At 65.8% G+C, this 22165-nt stretch carries 18 protein-coding genes; 4 read left to right on the top strand and 14 right to left on the bottom strand.

The features are described 5' to 3' along the window. Positions 1–18 precede the first annotated feature (18 nt). Positions 19–1572 (bottom strand): ABC transporter substrate-binding protein, encoded by a 1554-nt coding sequence (locus tag A8950_RS01975; RefSeq protein ID WP_166644948.1) that lies wholly within the window; start codon positions 1570–1572, stop codon positions 19–21. A 308-nt stretch (positions 1573–1880) separates the two neighbouring features. Here A8950_RS01975 and A8950_RS01970 point away from each other — a divergent pair, with 308 nt between their 5' ends. The 3 genes from A8950_RS01970 to A8950_RS01960 are packed head-to-tail and all read left to right on the top strand — an operon-like array spanning position 1881 to position 4474. After that, a complete protein-coding gene (locus tag A8950_RS01970) occupies positions 1881–3020 on the top strand; it encodes a cupin domain-containing protein (RefSeq protein ID WP_133611902.1) in 1140 nt (379 codons plus the stop codon). 9 nt (positions 3021–3029) lie between these two features. After that, complete coding sequence (locus A8950_RS01965; RefSeq protein ID WP_133611900.1) at positions 3030–3725, top strand: dimethylsulfonioproprionate lyase family protein; 696 nt, start codon at positions 3030–3032, stop codon at positions 3723–3725. Next, on the top strand, positions 3722–4474 hold the full coding sequence (locus tag A8950_RS01960; protein ID WP_208109711.1) for an SDR family oxidoreductase: 753 nt from the start codon (positions 3722–3724) through the stop codon (positions 4472–4474). The genes A8950_RS01965 and A8950_RS01960 overlap by 4 nt, the downstream gene beginning before the upstream one ends. Here A8950_RS01960 and A8950_RS01955 read toward each other — a convergent pair. The 13 genes from A8950_RS01955 to A8950_RS01895 form a co-directional block, all read right to left on the bottom strand. Further along, positions 4471–5463: a branched-chain amino acid ABC transporter permease gene (locus A8950_RS01955; protein WP_208109710.1), complete on the bottom strand. Its 993-nt coding sequence runs from the start codon at positions 5461–5463 to the stop codon at positions 4471–4473. The genes A8950_RS01960 and A8950_RS01955 overlap by 4 nt on opposite strands. Continuing rightward, positions 5463–6341, bottom strand: coding sequence for a branched-chain amino acid ABC transporter permease (locus A8950_RS01950; RefSeq protein WP_133611898.1), 879 nt, complete (start codon positions 6339–6341; stop codon positions 5463–5465). Before A8950_RS01950 ends, A8950_RS01955 begins: the two co-directional genes overlap by 1 nt. A gap of 9 nt (positions 6342–6350) precedes the next feature. After that, the gene (locus A8950_RS01945) at positions 6351–7064 is read right to left on the bottom strand and encodes an ABC transporter ATP-binding protein (protein ID WP_133611896.1); all 714 of its coding nucleotides are present in this window, start codon (positions 7062–7064) and stop codon (positions 6351–6353) included. After that, positions 7061–7873, bottom strand: a complete 813-nt coding sequence (locus A8950_RS01940; protein ID WP_208109709.1) for an ABC transporter ATP-binding protein — start codon at positions 7871–7873, stop codon at positions 7061–7063. The genes A8950_RS01945 and A8950_RS01940 overlap by 4 nt, the downstream gene beginning before the upstream one ends. A gap of 32 nt (positions 7874–7905) precedes the next feature. Further along, positions 7906–9231: an ABC transporter substrate-binding protein gene (locus tag A8950_RS01935; protein ID WP_133611894.1), complete on the bottom strand. Its 1326-nt coding sequence runs from the start codon at positions 9229–9231 to the stop codon at positions 7906–7908. Between the two features lie 90 nt (positions 9232–9321). Next, positions 9322–10422, bottom strand: a complete 1101-nt coding sequence (locus tag A8950_RS01930; RefSeq protein ID WP_133611892.1) for a class II histone deacetylase — start codon at positions 10420–10422, stop codon at positions 9322–9324. A 138-nt stretch (positions 10423–10560) separates the two neighbouring features. Further along, entirely contained in the window at positions 10561–13302 is a 2742-nt protein-coding gene (locus A8950_RS01925) for a LuxR C-terminal-related transcriptional regulator (protein ID WP_133611890.1), read from the bottom strand. Positions 13303–13394: 92 nt separating this feature from the next. After that, entirely contained in the window at positions 13395–14555 is a 1161-nt protein-coding gene (locus tag A8950_RS01920; RefSeq protein ID WP_133611888.1) for an NAD(P)/FAD-dependent oxidoreductase, read from the bottom strand. A gap of 38 nt (positions 14556–14593) precedes the next feature. Continuing rightward, a complete protein-coding gene (locus tag A8950_RS01915; RefSeq protein ID WP_133611886.1) occupies positions 14594–15241 on the bottom strand; it encodes an isochorismatase family cysteine hydrolase in 648 nt (215 codons plus the stop codon). Between the two features lie 6 nt (positions 15242–15247). Beyond that, entirely contained in the window at positions 15248–16603 is a 1356-nt protein-coding gene (locus A8950_RS01910; protein ID WP_166644947.1) for an aspartate aminotransferase family protein, read from the bottom strand. A gap of 25 nt (positions 16604–16628) precedes the next feature. After that, positions 16629–17768, bottom strand: a complete 1140-nt coding sequence (locus A8950_RS01905) for an amidohydrolase family protein (RefSeq protein ID WP_133611883.1) — start codon at positions 17766–17768, stop codon at positions 16629–16631. Further along, complete coding sequence (locus A8950_RS01900) at positions 17758–19071, bottom strand: glutamine synthetase family protein (RefSeq protein ID WP_166644946.1); 1314 nt, start codon at positions 19069–19071, stop codon at positions 17758–17760. The genes A8950_RS01905 and A8950_RS01900 overlap by 11 nt, the downstream gene beginning before the upstream one ends. A gap of 22 nt (positions 19072–19093) precedes the next feature. After that, complete coding sequence (locus A8950_RS01895) at positions 19094–20017, bottom strand: MurR/RpiR family transcriptional regulator (protein ID WP_166644945.1); 924 nt, start codon at positions 20015–20017, stop codon at positions 19094–19096. Between the two features lie 316 nt (positions 20018–20333). Between A8950_RS01895 and A8950_RS01890 the strand changes: the two genes are divergently transcribed. Further along, positions 20334–22151, top strand: coding sequence for a branched-chain amino acid ABC transporter ATP-binding protein/permease (locus A8950_RS01890; protein WP_133611878.1), 1818 nt, complete (start codon positions 20334–20336; stop codon positions 22149–22151). Positions 22152–22165: the final 14 nt, after the last annotated feature.

Genomic DNA, 22165 nt, shown 5'->3' with positions numbered 1-22165 from the left:
CATTCTCCTCCGGCCCGATCAGGCGGACTTGAAGTCGCGCCAGATCATCTCGCCCGACGGCATCACCGTGATCTTCAGATCAGCCCGGTGCACGAAGGTCTCCGGTTCGTGGTTGATCCAGACATAGGCGCCGGTATCCTCCATGATCTCCTGCATGCGCAGGTAGATCTCGGCCCGCTTCGCCTCGTCGGATTCGACCTGACCTTCCTTGTAGAGGCGGTCGAATTCCTCGTCCTTCCAGCGCTCCCAGTTCCAGACGCCGACCTGGTCGCTGGTGAACCATTGCGTGGCCTCGTAGGGATCGGTGTTGGTGCCGAAGCGCATCAGCCAGAGCTGCAGATTCTTGTAATCGCCCTTCTCCTGGTCGCCCATCTCCCAGAACGGACCCTCATCGACCGGGATCACCTTGACCGTGATGCCGACCGCCTGGAGTTGCGCCTGGATGATCTGCGCCGCCAGCACGCGCTCCTGCACATTGAGGGTTTTCAGTTCCAGCTCGAGCCCGCTGACCCCGGCTTCGGCCAGGAGCGCCTGGGCCTTGGCCGGATCGTAGGAATACTTGGTGGCGGTGCGGTGGCCGATCAGGCCGGGGCAGATGATGCCGTTCGATTTCGCGGTGGTGCCGGAATAGGCGCCGTCGATAACCTGCTGGGCATCGACCGCGTGCTGGATCGCCTGGCGCACCTTGATGTCGGCCAGCTTCTCGTTCTCGGTGTTCATGCCGAGCCACATGTATTGCAGCGCGCCCGCCACGGTGACAGTGCTGTTCGCCGGCGGCGTCTCGAGATAGCGCGCATGGGTGGCGGCCGAAATCTTGGTGGCCATCACCTCGCCCGCTTCAAAGGCGAGTTCCGCGGCGGAGCCTTCCTGGATGATCAGGCATTCGACCTCCTCGAAGGCCGGCTTCGGCCCGGTCCAGTCGGGGTTGGCCTTGAACACGAATTTCTGCTGCGGCACCCATTCGAACAGGTAGGGGCCGCAGGTCGCCGGGATTTCAGTGGTGTATTTCTCGCCCTCGACCTTGGCCATCGCCGCCTTGCTGAGAATGCCGCCGGTGCCGCTGGCCAGCGCGATGATGACGAAGGGGGCGAAGGGCTGGGAGAGAACCAGGGTGCCGCTGTACTTGTCGGTCACCTCGACCCGGTCGAGCTGCTCGAAATTGCCCTTCCAGTCGCCGGTCTTCATGCGCTCGTAGGAATACTTCACATCCTCGGCGGTGAGTTCGCCATTGCCGCCGGTCCACATGAAGCCGGATTTCAGGGTGAAGTCGAAATGGGTGTCGTCGCGCTGCTCGAACTTCTCGACATAGGCCGAGGGTCGCCAGCCATAGGAACCGTCGGCATCGTCGAACTCGACCAGCGCCGGCAGCACCGCCTTCTGGATCTCGATCTCGGAACCGCCGACCATATAGGCCGGGTCGAGAAGATTGATGTCGCTGTCGACACGGACGATCAACTTCTTCACCTGCGCCATCGCCTCGCCGGCGAATAGCGGCAGGCCGAAGAAGCCGGCGGTACCGATGGCGCCGGATGTTGCCAGGAACGAACGCCGGTCTAGCTTTAACGTGGACATATTGCCCTCCTGCCTGTTTGGACCTTCGTCGCGCTTATGCGCTCGTGGTGAGATTCTGATTGAACCTGGCATTCTCGGGATGCCATTGGGAATTCCGTATTCCAGGACCGCCGGCGAAGTGGGCCGGCTGCAATCCCCAACCTGTATACAGTTTGCGCGGGACAGTGTAAACCGGGCGCCGGCGCCAGCAATCCTCACGCCTGGACAGAGAGGTCGCCGCGCACCGAAAGGCTGTTGGTCGACGGCCATCCTTGGCTATATTGACGCGCAATTCGCGCACCAGTTCAAGCAGTCCGAGATCCAGCCAGATGCCGCCAGAGAATTTTGGGACGGGGAATGCCCGCTCGGAGAATTTCCGCCCGGAAAAAATCTGCCCGGAAGAAATCCGTCCCGAGACCATCCGCGTCGCGCAGACCGTGCTGCCCTGCCGCGACCTTGGTGCGATGCTGGCCTTCTTCACCGAAAAACTGGGTTTCCGCGTCAGCATGATCGTGCCGGCGGACGCCCCGGCAGTCGCGGTGATTGCCGGGCATGGCACGATCCTGCGCCTGGAGCAGGATGCAGGTGCGCCCGCCTCAACCCTGACCCTGCTTTTGCTGTGCGACGGTAAGCCGGCGGCAGCCGAGATCACGGCCCCGGATGGCACGCGCATCCGGTTTGCCGAGGCGCAGCCGGCCATGGTGGTGCCGCCGGGCGAGCAGGCCTTTATCCTCAGCCGCAACGACGATCCTGCCGGCTGGGGCACGGGTCGTGCCGGCATGCAGTATCGCGACCTAATCCCCGGGCGCCTCGGCGGGCGCTTCATTGCCTCGCATATCCGCATCCCGGGCAGCGGGCCGGTGCCGGACTACGTGCATTTCCACAAGATCCGCTTCCAGATGATCTTCTGCAAACAGGGGGCGGCCAAGCTGGTCTATGAGGACCAGGGCGACCCGTTCTGGCTGGAGGCCGGCGATTGCGTATTGCAGCCGCCGGAGATCCGCCACCGCGTCCTCGAATCGCGCGATCACCTGGAAGTGGTCGAGATCGGCTGCCCGGCGGTGCACGAGACCTTCGCCGACCACAACATGACCCTGCCCACCGGACGTCTCCTGCCGGAACGCGATTTCGGCGGGCAGCGCTTCGTCCGCCACGTTGCCGCGGAAACGCCCTGGCAGGGCTGGCTGGCCCCGGGCTTCGAGGCGCGCGATACCGGCATCGGCAAGGCAACACAAGGTCTCGCCCGGGTCGAGGTCATCCGGCCGGTCGGCCGGGCCGGCGCTTCGCTGCGCCATGGCGGCGAGTTCCGCTTCCTGTTCGTTCTGGCGGGCGACGCCACCTTCCGCGCGCCGCTATATGGCGACCACCACCTCAAGGACGGCGACAGCATTGTGATTCCGGCCGGTACCGATTGCGACCTTGCCGCCGCTGACGGCGCGGCATTGCTCCACGTCATGCTGCCGGACTGAGGGCGGTCGATGCATCCCCGCCAGCCAGCCCTTCACCATCTGGTCGAGACGATCGACGTCCATCTCTCGTCCTGCACCCGCGAGGTAGCGGGCATTGCCGAGATACGCGCGGCTCTTGCCGCCTTCCGCTGCCGGATCGTCCCGCGCGACCTGCCGGAACGGCAGTCGCGGCCGGCCATCGGCGATCTCGACGCCATCCTGGAATTGGTCGCGCGCCAATCGGGCGCGGAACTGGCCGCCGCCATCCGCGCCGCTTTGCCATGGCTCAACTGGGTGACCTACGGCGCCTATCCGCTGGCAGAGATCGGTCCGCGTTTTCCGACGCATCATGCATTTGCCAGTCTGTCGGCACTGTATGACCCCGAATACGCCCTCGATTTCGACCTCGGCCTGTTCCTGATCGCGCCCTTCACGCTCTATCGCGATCATCGCCACAAGGCCCCCGAACTCTATCTGCCGCTGACCGGTCCGAGCCTGTGGCGATTCGGCCTGGAGGACAGCTGGCAGAAGCGCGAGGCCGGCGAGCCGGTCTGGAACCCGCCCTTCGCGCTCCATGCAACGCGGGTCGAGGCGGTGCCCTTCCTCTGCCTCTATGGCTGGTCGCGCGATGTGCACTTTCCGGCCGGCGTCGCGCCGGCCGGGGATTGGCGCGAAATCGAAGCGCAGCTCGCCCAACAGGGATCGACATCAGGAGATTTGCCGTGACCGACAAGACAGCCATCATCACCGGCGCCGGCACCGGCGTCGGCAAGGCCATCGCCGGCGGCCTGGTCGGTGCCGGATTCATGGTCGCCCTGGTGGGCCGACGCCGCGAATTGCTGGAAGCCGCCGCGCGGGAGATCGATCCCGGGGCCGCGCGATCGCTGGTCCTTCCGGCCGATATCGGCGACCATGATGCCGTCGCCAGGCTGTTCGCCGCCGTGAAGGAAAAATGGGGCCGGCTCGATCTGCTGGTCAACAATGCCGGCATGGGCGCGCCGGCCATCCCGATGGAGGACTTGACGCCGAAGCAGTGGAACGACGTGGTCGCGGCGAACCTCACCGGCGCCTTCTTCTGCACCCAGCAGGCCATCCGGATGATGAAGGCGCAATCGCCGCAGGGCGGACGCATCATCAACAACGGCTCGATCTCGGCGACGACGCCGAGGCCGCATTCGGCGCCCTATACCGCCACCAAGCATGCCATCACCGGCCTCACCAAATCGACCGCCCTTGACGGGCGGCCCTTCAACATCGCCTGCGGCCAGATCGACATCGGCAATGCGGCGACGCCGATGACGGCAAAGATGGCGACCGGCGTGTTGCAGGCCAATGGCAGCGTCGCCGCCGAGGCGACCATGGACCCGAAGCATGTCGCCGATGCGGTCGTCTACATGGCGAGCCTGCCGCTCGATGCCAACGTGCTGACCATGACGGTGATGGCGACCCAGATGCCCTTCGTCGGGCGTGGCTAGTCGGCGCGGCGGCGGCCGGACAATCGGGGCAGCCTGGCGACAGGGAGGCCCATCAGGCCGCGCGGCAGGAAGATGACGAAGCCGGCCAGGATCAGCCCGAGGCCGATATCGCGCCAATCGCCGAATTCGCGCATCGCCTCGTCGGTCAGCATCAGGATGAGGGCGCCCAGAAGCGGCCCCCAGATTGTGCCGATGCCGCCCACGACGATCATCGACATGAGGAAGAGCAGCAGCGAGATCGAGAAGACCGTGGGCCCGATCGCCGCGAAATTGATGGCATAGAACGAGCCGGCGAGGCCGGTGAAGAAGGCCGAAAGGGCGAACAGCCAGAGCTGATACTTGAACTTGGAGACGCCGCGCGACATGGCGCAGCCGGGATTGTCGCGCAAGGCCTGGAAGGCGAGGCCCATCGGCCCCCGGATGATGGCGAGCGAGAACAGCACGGCGAGCGCCAGCAGGAAGAGGCCGACATAAAAATGCGCCACATACCACTTGCCGCCGAGCAGCTCGCGGAAGCCGAGATCACCGAAACGGGTGAAGCCGCGCACGCCGCCGAAGAAGGGCATGCAGCCCGAGGGCGGGTTGGTGAAGCAGGCGGTGTCGTTGGTGATGAGCAGATAGAGCATCTGCGCCACCGCGAGCGTCAGCAGCGCCACATAGGGCCCCTTGAGCCGGAGGCAGGCCGCCCCGACCAGGGTCGAGACGAGCACGGTGACGAGTGCCGCAATCGGCATGGCGAGCAGCATCGGCAGCTCGAAATAGTAGCCGAGCATGGCGGTCGAATAGGCGCCGACGGCGAAGAGCGCCATCTGCGCCAGCGAGAAGATGCCGCCAACACCCAGCACCAGGTTCCATTGCGTCACCACGATCGCCCAGATGAAGAACAGCGTCGCCTGGGTGACGATGTAGCGCATGCCGGTGACAAGCGGGATGAGCGCGGCGAGGGCCACCAGCACGGCGAGGATGAGAAGGTCGCGACGGGTCGGCATCAGAGGCGCACCACCTGGCGGCGGCCGAACAGCCCGAAGGGCCGCCAGATCAGTACCAGGATCACCAGCAACAACAGGATGGCGAAGCTGTACTGGACCCCCAGCACATATTGCGCCATCGCCTCGAGGAGGCCGAGCACGATCGCCGCCGCGACCGCGCCATAGACATTGCCGAGACCGGCCACCACGCAGATGATGAAGGCCTTCAGCATCGGATCGCCGCCCATATTGGGCAGCAGGCTGGAGAGCGACGAAATCATCACCCCCGAGATCGCGGCGAGGCCGCCGGAGAGTGCCAGCACCTGGGCATAGACAAAGGAAACGCGGACACCCATCAGCTGTGCTGCCTCGCGGTTCTGGGCGGTGGCGCGGATGGCGCGGCCCAAACGCGTCCGCTGCAGCAGCAAGGCCAGTCCCGCCATGAGCAGGAGGGCGAGGCCCAGGATCAGCAGGTTCTGGTTGGGCACATGGACCTGGCCGATCACGATGGCACCGGAGAGGTTGAAGGGCTGCGGCGTCGGCTGCGGACCGAACAGGCGCAGCACGATGTTCTCGATGATGGCGCCGATGCCGATGGTGGCGATGAAGATGCGCGTCTCGAAATTCTCGGCCCGCAGCATCGGTCGTGCCGCCACCAGGAAGATGGCGAGGCCGGCCACGCCGCAGACGACCATGGCGCCGAGGAGTCCAATCAGCGGATGCAACCCCAGATGCGCCATGGCGAAATAGCAAACATAGCCACCCAGCGCCAGCAGCGCGCCATGCGCCATATTCAGCATGTTGAGCGAGCCATAGACCAAAGCGAGGCCGATGGTGGAGATCGCATACATGGCCCCCATGGTGAGGCCGGAGGCGATGATCTGGACAATGACATCCATGGGCTGACCTCAGGCGCCGAGATAGGTTGCGAGGATTTCGGGCCGCGCCATCAATTCGGCGCCGGCGCCGCTCCAGACCAGGCGGCCATTGTCGAGCAGGGCCATCAGGACCGCCTTGTCGGCGACGCGGGCGGCATTTTCCTCGACCACCAGGACAGCGCGGCCCGAGCGGGCGAGCTCATCAACCACCTCGTAGATCTGATCGATGACGATGGGGGCAAGACCCAGCGACGGCTCGTCCAGCATGAGGAGGCGCCCGCCTGCCATCAGACCGCGCCCGATGCCGACCATGCGCCGCTCGCCTCCCGAGAGCGTGCTGGCGATCTGGGCGCGGCGGTCGCGCAATTTGGGCAGCAGCGCAAAGACCTCCTCGAGACGCCGGCCGCTTTCGGCGGCGGCCTGCGGCAGATAGGCACCCATCAGCAGGTTCTCGAGCACGGTCAGTTCCGGGAACAGCATGTCGCCCTGGGGCACATGGATGATGCCGGCGGCGACAATCTCGTCGGGACGGCGGCCGCCGATATCATGACCGTCGAAGACTATGCGCCCGGCCTTCAAGGGCATGAGGCCGGAAATGGCCCGCAGCAGCGTCGTCTTGCCATGACCGTTGGGGCCGATGATCGCGGTCATGCCGCCATCGGCGACGGCAAGCGAGACCTCGCGCAGGACCGTCTGGTTGCCATACCCGGCACTGATGCCGTCAAGTTGCAGCAGTGCGGTCATGCCGATACCTGCTGCATCAGGGCGCCAAGGCGCTGCGAGGCGCCTTCGCCCAGATAGACATCGACCACATTGCGGTCGTGCACCAGACCCTGTGGCGAGCCTTCATAGATCTTCTCGCCGTGATGCATGATGAGAACCCGGTCGGAGAGCTGGACCAGGAAGCGCATCACATGCTCGATCAGGATGATGGTGATGCCGCGCCCGACGATGCGGCGCGTCACCTCCATGACGAGGTCGATCTCCTTCGGGTTCAATCCGCCCACCGGCTCGTCCATCAGCAGCAGCTTCGGGTTGCTGGCGAGGGCACCGGCCAGCATCAGCAGCTTGCGGTCGACCACCGGCAGCCGGCCGGTCAGTTCGTCTCCCTTGTCGGCGAGGCCCACCAGTTCGAGCGCTTCACGCACCTGGGCGTCGCTATCGCTGCCGAAGCGGAAGCCCGGGATGCGGCGGTTGCGCCGGCCGAAATAGGCGGCGACGCGGACATTGTCGCGCACACTCATGGAATCGAAGCCGGCATTGAGCTGATAGGTACGGGCAATGCCGGCATGGCAGACGGCGTCCGGCGGCAGGCGCGTGATATCGCGGCCCTGAAAGATGATCTCGCCCGAACTCGCCGGATTGAGGCCGCTGATGGCCTCGAAGAGGGTGGTCTTGCCGGCGCCGTTGGGCCCGCCGATACCCAGCACCTCGCCGGCTTTCACCTTGACACTCAGATTGTTGACCGCCGCCAGGGCACCGAAATGCTTGGAGACGTTGCGGCAGGTCAGCAACGGCTCCTCCATCTGGTCATCCCCGGCGGCAGTCTCCATGCGTGTCAGGTCCCGCTGTCAGTCCGGCCGCGTCAGCCCTTGATCCAGGGCGGCAGTTGGAAGCTGGTCGTCGCATAGGGCGGCGGCGCGATCAGGCCACCGCTCTTGGTCTGGTCCTGAATCTGCAGGAACTGGTGCGGCATGCCAAGCGAGGAATCGGCGACCTGGGTCGGGTAGGAATAGGCCGCATTCTCGTTCGGCACGAAGCGCGTGACGCCGGTGACGCCGCGATAGATGAGCGCGTTCATGCGCGCGGCAACCTTGCGGTTCTGCTCCTCATTGCCGGGTTCGCCGGTGCCGCCGGCCAATGCCGCCGCCGTCGCCCAGACATAACAGCCGTCATAGGGCTGGGCGCCGGAATTGTGGCCGGCATTGGCGCCGAACTTCTCCTTGTAGCGGGTCTCGAAGGCGGTGCCGATCTCGTCCTGGAGTGCCCCCACCAGGGTGGCATAGACGACGCCGACCGAGGCCTCCTTGGCGATCTCGCGGAAGGCCGGAATCGACGGGCCGTATTGCATGTAGACGAGGCTGGGGGTCGGGTTGGCGGCGAACTGCACCATGAACTGGGCCAGATCGGCCGGCAGGAAATGGGTGATGGCAATGACCGATGGCGGGTCCTGGCGGATCTTGGCGAGCGTCGGACCCCATTCCGAGATGGGCACGTTCACGGTCTCGAACAGGCTGATCTCCCAGCCGTAATCGGCACCGGTTTCCTTGATCGCATTGGCGATGTTGGCGGCATAGACACCGGCCGAGAGTACCACCGCCATCTTGTTGTTGGTGCGCTTGTATTCGCCGCGCTCCTCCAGGCCCTGCACGAATTTGAGGAAGCCTGGGCCGTACCAGAATTCGGCCGGATCGCCCTGGAACGAGCCGAAATAGCGCGCCGGGTCGGATTTGATGAGGTTGTTGTGCCCGATCGTGGTGTCGTAATGGACATAGATGATGCCGGCATCGGCGATCACGTCCTGCACGGCGGCACCGGAGCCGATATTGTAGCCGTTGATGACGGCATGCACCGCATGGCGGTCGATCAGGCGCTGCACCGCCTGGACATTGGTCGGATCGCCCATCTGCTTGGTGTCTTCGAAATAGGGTTCGAGCGGGCGCCCGAGGATGCCGCCCAGCGCGTTGATTTCCTCGCAGGCAAGCTCGAGGCCGTTCTTGAACTCGACCCCGTCGGCCGCCGCGAAATCGGTGAGCGGCGCCGCCTGGCCCACCGGGATGGGGTCGCCGGAAGCGCGGGCGCCGTCATTGATGCCGGCCAGCACGGCGGCACCGGTGCCCATGGCGGCTGCACCCTTGAGGAACACGCGGCGGCTGGGGATGATATTGGGCTTCTTGATCGTCTCGGACATCTTGGCATCTCCCTCGGACAGCCGCGGTGAAGCTTGATCGGGCTGCTGCCGGCGCGGCTGATCCGGCGCGAACCTTGCAATGGACGCAGTCTAGCGGATATTGGCGAGGAGCTGCTCCGATCTCTCGATCGCGGCCAGCTGGTGAGGCTGCAGATCCTGCTGGCCCCAGCTCGACATCGGCCCGGCCCAGGGATCCTCGACATGGGTCCTGATGCCGGAGAGCTCCTCCAGCACAGCAAGGCCGCAATAGGGCACATACATCGGCGAATAGCCGCCCTCATGCGACATGACGAGGCGGCCGCCGCAAAGCTCGTCGGCAGCCTGCATAAGAAGGCGCGTCATGCGGCGGTAGCCCTCGGCCGTCACCATCATGCGGCCCAGCGGATCGACGCCGGAAGCGTCGAAGCCGGAAGGCACCGCGATCAGTTCCGGCTTGAACCTGCGCAGGGCCGGAATCACCACGCGCTCGAAGGCGGTGATATAGGCGCCGTCACCACAGCCCGGCGGCAGCGGCAGGTTGATGTTGTAGCCCGCACCCTCGCCCGTGCCGTTCTCCTCGATGCCGCCGGAATTGGCGGGGTAGAGATTGTCCTGGTGCAGCGAGATGGTGAGCACGTCCTTGCGATCGTAGAAGGCCGATTGGGTGCCGTTGCCGTGATGTACGTCCCAATCGACCGTGGCGATGCGCTTCAGGCCGTGGGTTGCCTGCGCATGCAGGATGGCGATGACGACATTGCCGAACAGGCAGAAGCCCATGCCGAGATCGGCTTCGGCATGGTGTCCGGGCGGGCGCACCAGGGCATAGGCGTTCTTCACCCTTCCCTCGATCACGGCGTCGAAGGCCGCCATGGTGCCGCCGGCCGAAAGCTGGCCGATCTCGAAGCTGCCCCGGCCGAATGGGGTGAGCGGGCTGGCCTCGCCACCGTTCTCGGCGGACAGTTTCTTGATGCGCGCGATATAGGGGCGGGTATGGAAGCGCGCGATCTCGTCCTCGCTGGCGTAGCGCGCCTTCACCGGCACCAGTTGATCGAGCAGGCCGCTGACCTCGAGGAGGTTGCGCAGGCGCCGCTTGGTCTCCGGATTCTCGGCATGCTCGCCGGGCTGGATGGTGAGGCTGGGGGCAAAGACCTGCGCCCAGTTCCAGGTGTTGTGCCACATGTAAAGTTCGTGGAAGACGAAACCCGTCGCCATCGATCTTGCCTCCGTGATGCTCCGCCGGCTTGCTGCCGGTCGAATTGTCACGAGACTGGCCGAAGAAGCGCCGACTGTCCCGCCCCGGACGGGTAACGGGTGGCAAAAAGAACCCACCCGAACGGGTGGTGGCCGCGATCACCCCCTGGCTGCTTCCCCGCCAAGGCCGATCTGCTGCAGGCGCAAGACCGCCTGGGTGCGGTTGGCGACGCCGAGCTTGCCGAAGATGTTCTTGAGGTGCCATTTCACGGTGTCGGGCGCCATGCCGAGGGCACGCGCCATGTCGCGGTTGCTGTGGCCGGCCGAGAGCAGGCGGAGGACCTCGGTCTCGCGCTGGCTGAAATCGGGATCCGCCCTGCGGCCGCCGCGCGGCGCCGGCGCGCGCTCGGCGCGTTCGCAGAACTGGCCCAATTCCTCGATATAGCTGCCGGCTGGCGTATCGCCGGACCAGCTCGGCATGCGGCCGCGCGCAAAATCTATCACCTCGCGCATCGCCGACCCCTCGTCGATGAGCGTACGCATGGCGCGCTGCGGCGCGCAGATCGCGACCGCATCGACCGCCGCCGCCAGCGCGGACAGGGCATCGCCGGCGCGATAGGCGGCGATGGCGGACAGCGCCCGCACCTGGGCCAGGCGCCGCAACCGCCCATCGGCACGCATCTTTTCGGCAACCTGATCGAGCAGTCGCTGTGCCGCCTGCGGCCTGGCTTCGGCGATCTGCAGCCGGGCGAGCGCCAGATATTCAGGCTCGGTCGAAGGCGACAGATCGGCGCCCGGCCGGCGCGTCTCTGGCCGGCGTGCCTCCGGATCAATGCCGCGGGCCAGCAGTGCATAGCGTGCGGCCCCCACATCGCCGCGCTTCAGCAGCAGGCGCACGCGCTCGTTGAGGGCGGCGGCGGTGAGGCGGTGATAGCGCTTTTCGATGCCGAGGCGCTCGGCCCGTTCCAGCACCGCCATTGCCTCGTCATGGCGGCCGCGCGCGGCGGCGAGGCGCGCCAGGTGCAGCTTGCAGGCCATTTCATGAACGACGAGGCCGCATTCCTCGATCACCTGCCGATGCTGGTGCAGCAGGCGCTCGGCCGCCCCCAGATCGTTCCATTCATAGAGCAGCTCGACCTCGAAGATCGCCACCATCGCCTCGGCATAGGAGCCGGCGCCGAGTTCGGCTCGGGCCTGCTGGGTCGCCCGCGCGAAAAGCTCGGCGGCACCCTGGAGATTGCCGGCCGCCTTTTCGGCGAGGCCCAGGATGAGGTCGGAATAGACCACGCCGAAGACCGACTGCGCCGCCGCATGGGTGTCGCGCGCCCTGAGACTGGCCAGACGCGCGCCGTCGAGGTCGCCCAGCGAAAGCGAGCAGAAGCCGAGGATATTGCCGATGGTGCCCTTGAAGAAGGGCTGGCTTTCCGGCACCTGGTCCTGCCACTGGCGGATGAAGGCCTGGGCCGAGCGGGAGCGGTCTGCCGCCGAGATCACGCCGGCAGTGAGCGTGCGCAATTCGGCCAGCATCGCTTCGGCCTCGGCACCGGCAAGGCTGCCTTGCGCGATGGCGGCGCGGATATTGCGCTTGGCGGCCCGCAGCGTGCGCGCACCCTCTTGCGGGCGGCTCATGTGGAACTGAATCCAGACCTCGGCCAGCTGCAGTTTCGGCCGGCGGGCGATGAGATCGCGCGGTAGGCGCGCCAGCCAGGCGCGCACCGTGTTGAGATGGCTCGCCATGATGAGCGGCATGGCGCAATCCTCGACCAGGGCCGCGGCGCGGTCGGCCTCCCCCGCCGCCAGGGCATGGGCCACCGCCTCGGAGGTGAAGCCGTTGGCCGAGAGCCAGTCGGCGGCGCGGGCATGGAGCGCTGCGATCGCCGCCGGATCGCGCGTCGCTGCCAGGCGCGAGCGCAGGAAATCGGCGAACAGATGGTGATAGCGGAACCAGTGCCGCTCGGCATCGAGCGGGATCAGGAACAGGTTCGCCGCCTCGATCGCGCGCAGCAGGGTGGCACTGTCGCGCCGTCCCAGGACGGCATCGGCGAGCGGCGCCGAGAGGCGATCGAGGATGGCGCTTTCCACCAGGAAGGCGAAGATCTCCGGCGGCTGGCGATCCAGCACGTCCCCGGCCAGGAATTCGGCGATTTCGCGCTGGCTGCCCGAAAAATGGCGGATGAAATCGGCGCGCGCGGCGCGCTGTTCGAGCGAGAGCGAGGCCAGCTGCAGGCCGGCGACCCAGCCCTCGGTGCGATGCTGCAGGGTGACCAGATCAGCCATCGGCAGATCCATGGCCTGGGCCTCGTTGAGCAGACTCTCCGTCTCGTCCAGCGAGAAGCGCAGCTGCATGTCGTCGAGATTGATGAGCTGGCCCTTCACCCGCATGTTGGCGAGGCCGAAGGGCAAGGGACCGCGCGTCGCCACCACCAGATGCAGGCAGGCCGGCGCATAGGTCAGCAGCGCGTCGAGGAAGCGGCAGATCTCGGGTGCTTCCAGGAACTGGCAATCGTCCAGCACCAGGAAAAGCGGGCCGGAACGCTGGGCAAGGTCGTTGACGATCGATGTCAGGACGAAATCGACCGGGAGCAGCGGGCTTGACTGCATCATCACCGGCACCTGCCGGGCAATCGCCGGATCGGCGCGCTGGATTGCCGCCACCAGATAGGTCAGGAACCGGCCGATCTCGTTGTCGTCGCCGTCCAGCGCCAGCCAGCCAACCGCCGCGTCGCGGCCCTTGAGGGCCGCGATCCATTGCCCGAGCAGCGTGCTCTTGCCGAAACCGGGCGGCGCCGAAACCACGGCAAGGCGCGCCGACAGTGCCCCGTCAAGCTGGCGGATCAGCCGGGGTCGGGCAATCAACCCCGCACGCAGATGCGGCGGCCGCAGCTTGGTCTCGATCAGCATGGCGCTTGCGCTCTCCCTGCCGGCCCGCCCTTGTCACGCGGTCGTTTGCCGGCCACTGAGCTTATCGTCTGCTTTGGCGCAGAAGCAAGAATTCAGGCTGCGAAACGATTCAGCGAAAACGGCTGCACCAATGGCGCGGCACCGGTCATGGCGAGCCGCGCCGCCTGCTCGCCGACCGCCGGACCGATCTTGAACCCATGGCCACTGGATCCGCAGACCACGACCAGGCCCTCGACACCCGGCACCTGATCGATGATCGGGTTGTCGTCGGGGCTCATATCGTAGAGGCCGGCATAGCCCGGCCTGAGGCCCAGTTCCTGGAGGGCCGGCAGGCGCGGGAAAAGGTGGCCCAGAATGTCGATTGACTCGGATTCCTCGACGCCCTCCTTGTAGGTATCGGGGGTCTGGATCGCCTCCGGGCGCTTCAGGGCCTGGTTGCGGATGCCGGTGCCGCCGCCCGCCCAGGTCCCGGCCAGGATCACCCGGTCGCCGTCGGGCCTGGCATAGGAACACATCGTGTCGTCGCACCAGGCGAATGGCAGGTATTGCTTTGCACGACCGGAACCTTCCAGCACAGCCATTTCGTGGCGTTCCACATGGATCGGAAGATTGCAGCCGATCGCCGCCAGAAGCGGCTTGGTCCACACACCGGCGGCGACAATGACGCGAGAGGCAGCAAGGCGGCCATGATTGTGTGTCTCGACACCCTCGATGCGGCCATTGTCGACCACCAGCCGCACGACTTCGGTGTCGAGGAACATGTGACAGCCACGATCCTTTGCCCCCTTGGCGATGGCGTTGCAGGCGCCATGGGCATCAGCGTAGCCGTAATCGGGCTCCCACAGTCCGAGCGCGATGCCGTCGAGATTGAGACCGGGCGCGAGCTTGGCCATGTCCGCAGGCGAGAGATCCTCGATCGTTGACCCTTCGCCACGAATGCGCGCCGAAGCAGCGCGCCAATCGGCGGCGGCGTCGGGTCCGCAGGCCCAGAGCATGCCGATCTCGTGATGCATCTTCGCCTCGCCGGTCAATTCCGGAATGCGGCGCAGGATGTCGACGCCGCGGATGGCGAGTTGCGAGAGTTCGGGCTGCAAATAGAAGGCGTGGGTTACGGCCGAGGAGCGGCCGGTGGGGCCGCTGGCCGGGCGACTCTTCTCGACCAGTGCCACCTTGTGGCCCGCTCCCGCCAGAAAGAAGGCAGCCGATGCGCCGGCAATTCCGGCGCCGACCACGATCACGTCAAAGCTTTTCATCGCGACACCTCCTGTAGCTTTCGGGGGAACATACGGCTTCAGGCCGCCGCCAGTTCCTCGAGCAGTTGCACCGTTGTCACCTGGCGGCAATAGCCCTTGATGGCGCGCAGCGAGTTTTCGTGCCGCTCGCGCGAATAGGTGGCGCAGGCATCGGTGACCTGGGTCACCAGATAGCCGAGATCGCAGGCATCGCGGATCGCCGATTCGACGCATTGATCGGTGATGATGCCGCTGACGATCAGCTGCTTCACACCGAGATTCCGGAGGATGTAGTCGATATGGGTCGAGACGAAGACGCTGCTGGAGGATTTCGGCAGCCAGATCTCGTCATCGCCGGGCGCCAGCTCGTTGATGACGCGACCATCCCACGAGCCCCTGGGCACGTTGAAGCCGGTGATCTTGTAGTCGAGGGAACGGTCGCGCCCGTCCCTGGTCAGGCTCTCGATGGTGGTATACATGACCTCGATGCGCCTGTCCCGGCAGGCCTTCTGCAGGCGCTGCATGTTGGGAACGACGCTGGATTCAAGCTCGCCGAAGAACCAGCCATATTTGGCCTGGAAGGTGGTTTCGTCGAGATGCCTGAACTCGGCACCGTCGCGTTTGGCGGCGAAGTTCTGCACGTCGATGAAGAGAAGTGCCGTCTGCTTGGGAATGACCGGGACATCCCGGCTCAGAATTTCGCTCATGGGGACTTACCAACCGCTATAGGGGACGAGTTTTGCATCATCGAAGCGCCCGGCCGCGATGTCGGAAAGGGCTTCGTCGAAGATGGCCAGCGCCTTCTCCACGTCCTGCGCCGTGATGGTCAAAGGCGGCGTCAGCTCGATCACATTGCCGTAGAGGCCGCAATAGATGACCAGGAGCCCCAGTTCGAAGCAGCGATAGGCAAGCCGCGCCGCCTCGCGCCCGGCCGGCTCGCGCGTCGCGCGGTCCCGCACCAGTTCGACGCCCACCATGAGGCCGCGCCCGCGTACATCGCCGATGATGGGATACTTCCTCGCCAAGTGCCGCAACCCGTCCTGCAGCAGCTCGCCCATGCGGGCAGCATTTTCCTTGAGGTTCTCGTCCGACACCACGTCGATCACGGCGAGGCCCGCCGCCGCCGGCGCCGGCGAGCCGCCGAGCGTGAAGAGATTGTAGGTGTCGACGTCAAGGAGTTCGTGCCGTCCCACCACGGCGGAAAGCGGCAGGCCGCCGCCCAGGGGTTTCCCGAGGCTGATGGCGTCGGCGATCACCCCGGCATGTTCGAAGGCGAACCATCTGCCGGTCCGGCCCAGGCCCGTCTTCACCTCGTCGAACACCAGCCAGATGCCGGTCTCGTCGCACAGCCGGCGCAGGGCCGGTATGAAATTCTCCGGCGGCACGATGTCGCCGCCATCGGATTGCACCGCCTCCAGGATGATCGCCGCCGTATCCGCCGCCGGCGAAACGCTCGCAAGCGTATACTTGATCTGTTCCAGGCATTTCAGCGAACAGCCATCGCGGCTGCAGGGGCCGTGGGCGCAGCGATAGGGGTCCGGATAGGGCACCTTGGTGACATTGCCGAGGCCGATCACATCGGCCTGCGTCTGGTGGCCGGAGAGCAGGGCCGAGCCCGTCGTCTGGCCGTGATAGGCGCCGATGAAGCTGATGAGACGGCGCCGACCGGTCGCCCGCGGCAGCAGGCGCGACAGGCAGTCATTGGCATCCGAACCGGTGGTGCCGAACCAGACCTTCTTCGGGAAATCGCCTGGCAGCATCGCCGCCAGACGCTCGGCAAGATCGATCGTATGGGTGTTGGGATGGCAGCAATGCATGGCCGTCCAGACGCCGTCCATGGCGTCGTGGATCGCCTGGCGGATGCGCGGATGCCGATAGCCGGTTTGCACCACGGCGGCGGCGGCGATGAAGTCGAGATAGCTGCGGCCATCGACATCGGTAATGGTGACGCCTTCGGCCGCAGCCGGCACGAAGGGATAGAGGCGGATCTTCATGACCCGGCCGATCGCCGCCGCCTCGCGGTCGAGTGCCCTTTCGGCTGCCGTCTGATTGGTACCGGATTCGGCCATGCCGCCCCTCCCCGTTTCGCCGGACTCAGTTGATCGGATAGATCCGCCGCGCGTTCTCCTGCGCCACCATGCGAATGATCTCCTCGGCATCAGCCACCGAACAGGCATCCTCGGCGAGCCAGCGGTTCAGAACCTTCATCAGCGAGCGGCGGAACAGCAGCGCGCCAAGGTAATAGAGCTCGCTCAGGCCGAAGGCGTCGGAACTGTAGAGCAGCTTCGAATATTTCCCCATTTCCATCGCCTCGCCGAGGATGTCGGTCGCCATGGGAGCGGCGTAGTTCAGGATCACGCCGACATCGTAATAGACATTCTGGAAGATCTCGGAGAGCCAGGCCGCCTCGCGCTGGAAGGGATAGTTGTGGAGGAGCGTGATCGGCACCTCCCACTTCTCCATCGCCGCGATGAAATCGGTGAAATGGGTGGGATCGCAGGCATGCATGTAGACGTCCGGATCGCCGAAACCGACATGGACCTGCATCGGCAATTTGCGCTGGCGGCAGATCTCGGCCCCCAGCCACAAGCCATGCCGGACGATAATGGGGTCTTCGAGGCGGAACTTGCCGATTTCGGCGGCGTGCCGGAACCAGCGGTCAGCCGCAGCATCGACCGAAGCCTTGTCGGGTGCCGTCTGGTCGATCCTGAAGGTGCAGCGATAGGCGACGATGGTCTTGAGGCCGACCGATTGTCTGGCCCGCGCTTCGAGGAGATCGGCAAAGGCCTGCGCGAAGCCGGCCGCGGACGAGCAGCCGCGTGCCGCCTCCTCGGCGATCGCCTCGATGCGGGCAATTTCCCGTGTCGGCCGGCCGGCGATCTCGGCCATCTCGGCAATGCCGGCGATGGCGGAGCTCCGGTGGCCGGTATCGACCAGCAATTCGTCAAGGCCGCTCCCGCGCAGGAAGCGGCGGTTGACCTCGGCGGCACCCAGCACCAGGCGCCGCTCGACATAGGCCTCGGGGGCGCAGGAGGGCTCAAGGTCGAGTACCGGCGCACACCAGCGGCGGATGGCAAGGCCCAGGGGCTTCTGGAATTCGGTCGTGCCCTTCGGTGCCGGGCGATAGCTTTCCGAGAACAGCGCCTGGAAGCCGGCGAAATCGAGCTCGGCCGGCGACACGCCATGGCAGTGATGGTCGACCAGCGGGCCGGCGACGTCCTTGTCAGTAAGCATCCTGGTATCTCCGGCAGATATCACGAGGGTCGGTGCCAGCGAACATCTCGATCTCCTTGCGCTTTACGGCGACATAGGAATCGTAGAAGGTCGGCGACATCCAGCCCTTGACGGCGGGCTCGGCATCGAGGAGATCGAGCGCCTCGCCAAGAGATCCCGGCAGCGGTTTGATGCCGAGTTGCGCCCGCTCAGAGTCGCTGAGTTCCGACGGATCGCGGTCGATGGCCGCCGGCAGCGGCAGGTTCTGTCGAATGCCTTCGAGGCCCGCGCGTACCAGGGCACCGATCACCATATAGGGGCTGGCGGTGGCGTCAGGTGCGCGCAATTCCATGTTGAAGGCCTTGCCCTGCTTCGCCGGGTCGCGTTCCGGCGAGGGGCAGATGCGCACCGCCGCCTCGCGGTTCTGGATGCCGAAACTGGCATAGCCGCAGGACCAGTGATGCGGGCCAAGGCGGAAATAGGATACCGGGCTGGGCGCCACCAGGGCGCATATCGCCGGCATGTAGCGAACCACACCGGCGATGAATTTCTGCGCTACCGCAGCCGCCCCCCCAGTTCCCTTCGGGTCGTAGGAGCCGTTGCCGCCAGCCTTGTCAACGAAGCTGAAATGGACATGGGCGCCATTGCCGACCGCGTCCGGAGCCGGTTTCGGGGTGAAGCTGGCCTGCAGGCCGTGATGGCGCGCCACCTCGCGGATCACCTCGCGCGTGATGATGCAGCGATCGCCCGCCATGGCGCCGACCGCGGGTGCGGTCGAGATTTCATACTGGCCGATGCCGTATTCGGGCTCGATCGTTTCCGGCTGCACACCTGCCTGTGTCAGTGCATTGGCAAGGTCCGCAATGAATTGCGGCACCAGGCGCATCGCGGTCATCGAGAAGGGCGTCGTCGGCTTGAGAGTCTCGCCCCGCAGCAGGAACTCGTGCTCGAAGGCGGCCATGAAGCGCAGGCCGGTCTCCTGCTCGAAATCGGCCAGCGCATGGGTCATGAAACTGCGGGTGCAGCAATCCCAGGGCGAGCCGTCGGCCAGCAGCGAATTGCACAGGAAGAAATGGAGCGGCGGCGTATCGGCCCAGATGGCAAGGCGGGTCTCGGTCTCCGGCACCGGCACCTGGCGCACCTCCAGCATCGGCCCCCAGGGATTGGGCGCGATATCGTCGAAGGGCGTCAGCGCCTGGCCGGCCACCGCCCAGCCGAGACCGTGGGCCATGCGGCTCTTGATTTCCGAAAGCGGCACGCCGCGACAGCGCAGCATGCCGACATAATCGCTCCAGGCCAGATAGGCGACGTCACCCGCTTGCATCTTCCCTCTCTGTCTTTTCCGTCTAGTTGTGTTTCTTGGTTTTCCTGGCAGCGCGCCTAGGCCCGGCCGGCGGGCCGGACTTGCCATCCTCGCGCCACTCGAAACCGGTGCGCAGCGCCTCCAGATTCTCGATCCGCTTCAACGCCTCCTTGCCGAGGCGCGGCACCATGCCGGCGATCAGCGCCTCGGCCAGGGCGAAGGCCGGCACCATGGAATCATAGGGCGAGGGCGAGCCAACCTCGACCGAGAGCACGTGGTTGGCGAATTCGGCAATGGGCGATTCCCAGGGATCCGTCACCAGCAGGATCTGCGCGCCGAGCCTGTGTGCGGCCTTTGCCAGTGACACCGAATCCGACTGGTAGCGGCGGAAATCGAAGATCATCAGGACGCTTTTCGGCCCGAGATCCAGCAGCTGGTCGTCGCGCGATTGCAGGCCCGCCTGGATCATGCGGACATTGGGACGCATCTGATAGAGGTGCAGATACATCATCTGCGCCACCAGCTGCGAGAACCGGCCGCCCGCCAGATGAATGGTCTTCTTCAGATCGCAGACGGCATCCACCACGGCATTGTATTCCCCGGGCGAAATGCGCTCGAAGCTCTGCTTCATGCCGGCGGCGAAGATGTCGCGCGACTTCGCCAGCAGATCGCCCTTCAGCACCTCGCGGCTGCGCGGATAGAGCGAAAGTGGGGAATTACGCCGCTCCTCCATCTCGTCGCGGAGTACGCGCTGGAAATCGAGATAGCTGTCGAAGCCCAGCTTGGCGGTGAGGCGGATCACGGTCGGGCCGCTCACCCCGGCGCGCTCGGCAAGACTCGCCACCGTGTCGAGCCCCGCCACCATGGCGCTGGCGAAAAGAATGCGCGAGACCTTCTGCTCGGCCGGCGTCATGTCGGCGGCAATCTGGCGGATCCGGTCGGCCACGGTCATGTCGGCAAGCTTCACCCCGGATAACTCCCTGGAAAGTTTCTGGCCGGGCCGGCTCTTCTTCCGCGGCATCCACCGCAAGATCGCCAGCCCCGCATCCTGGCGTCATTGCTATCACGTCGGCCGCAATGGCGGAAGTTCCATTTATTACAGAAATCGTTCGAATGGCAAAATCTGTAATAAATGAGTTGACGGTCCCGGCACCCGACGCTTAGCTTCGTGGCAACAGCTGCCCGGCAGGCCAGATGGCGGCACAAGGGTGGCGGGTCGAGGCAGGCAACCGGACGCCGGCAAGGAAGCAGGGTCGGCGAACCGGAGAGGTTGGGAGCACCAGGTGGCGATTTCCGCCTATATCGTGCCGCAGGCGACACGCAGTGCCATCGTGATGGCACTGGCGCTGGCCGTGCCCTGTGCGCTCATCGGCCTGTTCGGCAGCAACCCGATGATCACGACCGTCACCAATTTCCTGATCATGCTGATCGCGGTCAGCGCCCTCGGGCTCTTTTCCGGCAACAGCGGCATATTAAGTTTCGGCCATTGCGCCTTCATGGCGCTGGGGGCGCAGATCTCGGCCACCCTCACCATCCCGCCCGCCCTCAAAAAGACCGCCTTTCCGCTGCTGGCCGATCCCATCCTGCAGAGCCAGTTCGGCCTGGTGATGGCACTCCTCGCCAGCGTGCTCATCGTCGGCCTGATTGCCTATCTGATCGGGCTTGCCATCTGCCGCCTGAATGGTTCATCGGCCACCATCGCGACGTTGGGCCTGCTCATCATCGTCGAGAGCCTGATCGTGGCAGCCCAGGGCTTCACCCGCGGCAACCAGGCGGTCTATGGCATCCCGAAGCTGGCCACCTGGCCGGTCGCCCTCGCCTTCGCCATCGGCACCATTGTCATCGCACGGCTTTATCGCGACAGCCGCGTCGGCCTGCTGCTGCGCGCCGCGCGCGAGAACCACGCCGCCGCGCAGTCGATCGGTATCGACATTCCGGCGCAGCGCCAGGTGGCCTGGGTGGCCTCCGCCATGCTTTCGGCGCTCGCCGGCGCGCTGCTGGCACATTTCCTCACCGTCTTCTCGGCCAAGCAATTCTATTTCGACCTCGCCTTCGCGATCATCGTCATGCAGGTGGTGGGCGGGCTTTCCAGCGTCGCCGGCTCGGTGGCCGGCGCCGTGCTGGTGACCGCCGCCATCGAAATGCTGCGGCGCCTGGAGAACGGCATCGATTTCGGCCTGTTCCAGGTGCCGCAGATTTTCGGCCTGACCCAGATCGGCCTCTGCCTCATCGTCCTCGCCATCCTCTATACGAGGCGCGAAGGCCTGATGGGCTTTGCCGAGATCGACCGCTTCCTGCCCTTCCTGCGCAAGCGGGAGGAATTGGCGACGGAAGCGGCGGCGCCAACACAGGCAAGGCCAACCGGTACGCTCACCCTCGAGAAGGTGAGCAAGGCCTATGGCGGCCTCCTCGCCGTGGCCGAGGTAGATCTTGAGCTCAGGGTCGGCGAGGTGCTGGGCCTGATCGGCCCGAATGGTTCCGGCAAGACCACCCTGCTCGGCTGCATCGCCGGGACGCATGCGCCGAGCGGCGGCCGGGTCCGCATCGATGACATCGACATCACCGGCCACCCGGCCCATGAAGTGGCGCGCCAGGGCATCGGCCGCACCTTCCAGAACATCCGCCTGTTTGCCCACATGACCGCCGCCGAAAACGTGATGGCGGCGCTGACCCAGCGCTGGCCGCAACTCGGCCACGCGGAACTGGTGCGGCGAAGCCGTCACCTGCTCGACGAACTGAAGATCGCCGATCTGGCCGAGCGCGAGGCCGGCACCCTTGCCTATGGCCAGCAGCGCCGGCTGGAGATCGCCCGGGCGCTGGCGCTGGAGCCGCGCTTCCTGCTGCTGGACGAGCCGGCGGCCGGCATGAACGAGAGCGAGACCGCCGACCTCCTCGGCATCCTGGGCTGGCTGGTCAAGGATCGCGGCCTCGGCCTGCTGGTGGTCGATCATGACATGCAACTGATCATGCGCCTGTGCGACCGCATCGCCGTGCTCAACAAGGGCCAGCTGATCGCCCTGGGCTCGGCCGCCGAGGTGCAGGCAAGCCGGGCCGTGCGCGAGGCCTATCTCGGCCGCCGCCACGCGGAAGTGATCACCTGAGCGGCGACGAGGAT

Origin of the sequence: Dongia mobilis, from assembly GCF_004363235.1 — a bacterium.
Classification (GTDB): Bacteria; Pseudomonadota; Alphaproteobacteria; order Dongiales; family Dongiaceae; genus Dongia; species Dongia mobilis.
This window is presented reverse-complemented; position numbering and strand designations above follow the sequence as displayed.

Excerpts from the sequence above, each read along its gene's own strand:
- A8950_RS01905 (WP_133611883.1), bottom strand. The coding sequence starts at position 17,768 with ATGCTTACTGACAAGGACGTCGCCGGCCCGCTGGTCGACCATCACTGC.
- A8950_RS01920 (WP_133611888.1), bottom strand. The coding sequence starts at position 14,555 with ATGAAAAGCTTTGACGTGATCGTGGTCGGCGCCGGAATTGCCGGCGCA.
- A8950_RS01975 (WP_166644948.1), bottom strand. The coding sequence starts at position 1,572 with ATGTCCACGTTAAAGCTAGACCGGCGTTCGTTCCTGGCAACATCCGGC.
- A8950_RS01940 (WP_208109709.1), bottom strand. The coding sequence starts at position 7,873 with ATGGAGACTGCCGCCGGGGATGACCAGATGGAGGAGCCGTTGCTGACC.
- A8950_RS01925 (WP_133611890.1), bottom strand. The coding sequence starts at position 13,302 with ATGCTGATCGAGACCAAGCTGCGGCCGCCGCATCTGCGTGCGGGGTTG.
- A8950_RS01950 (WP_133611898.1), bottom strand. The coding sequence starts at position 6,341 with ATGGATGTCATTGTCCAGATCATCGCCTCCGGCCTCACCATGGGGGCC.
- A8950_RS01965 (WP_133611900.1), top strand. The coding sequence starts at position 3,030 with ATGCATCCCCGCCAGCCAGCCCTTCACCATCTGGTCGAGACGATCGAC.
- A8950_RS01910 (WP_166644947.1), bottom strand. The coding sequence starts at position 16,603 with ATGGCCGAATCCGGTACCAATCAGACGGCAGCCGAAAGGGCACTCGAC.
- A8950_RS01930 (WP_133611892.1), bottom strand. The coding sequence starts at position 10,422 with ATGGCGACGGGTTTCGTCTTCCACGAACTTTACATGTGGCACAACACC.
- A8950_RS01970 (WP_133611902.1), top strand. The coding sequence starts at position 1,881 with ATGCCGCCAGAGAATTTTGGGACGGGGAATGCCCGCTCGGAGAATTTC.
- A8950_RS01945 (WP_133611896.1), bottom strand. The coding sequence starts at position 7,064 with ATGACCGCACTGCTGCAACTTGACGGCATCAGTGCCGGGTATGGCAAC.
- A8950_RS01955 (WP_208109710.1), bottom strand. The coding sequence starts at position 5,463 with ATGCCGACCCGTCGCGACCTTCTCATCCTCGCCGTGCTGGTGGCCCTC.
- A8950_RS01915 (WP_133611886.1), bottom strand. The coding sequence starts at position 15,241 with ATGAGCGAAATTCTGAGCCGGGATGTCCCGGTCATTCCCAAGCAGACG.
- A8950_RS01935 (WP_133611894.1), bottom strand. The coding sequence starts at position 9,231 with ATGTCCGAGACGATCAAGAAGCCCAATATCATCCCCAGCCGCCGCGTG.
- A8950_RS01900 (WP_166644946.1), bottom strand. The coding sequence starts at position 19,071 with ATGCAAGCGGGTGACGTCGCCTATCTGGCCTGGAGCGATTATGTCGGC.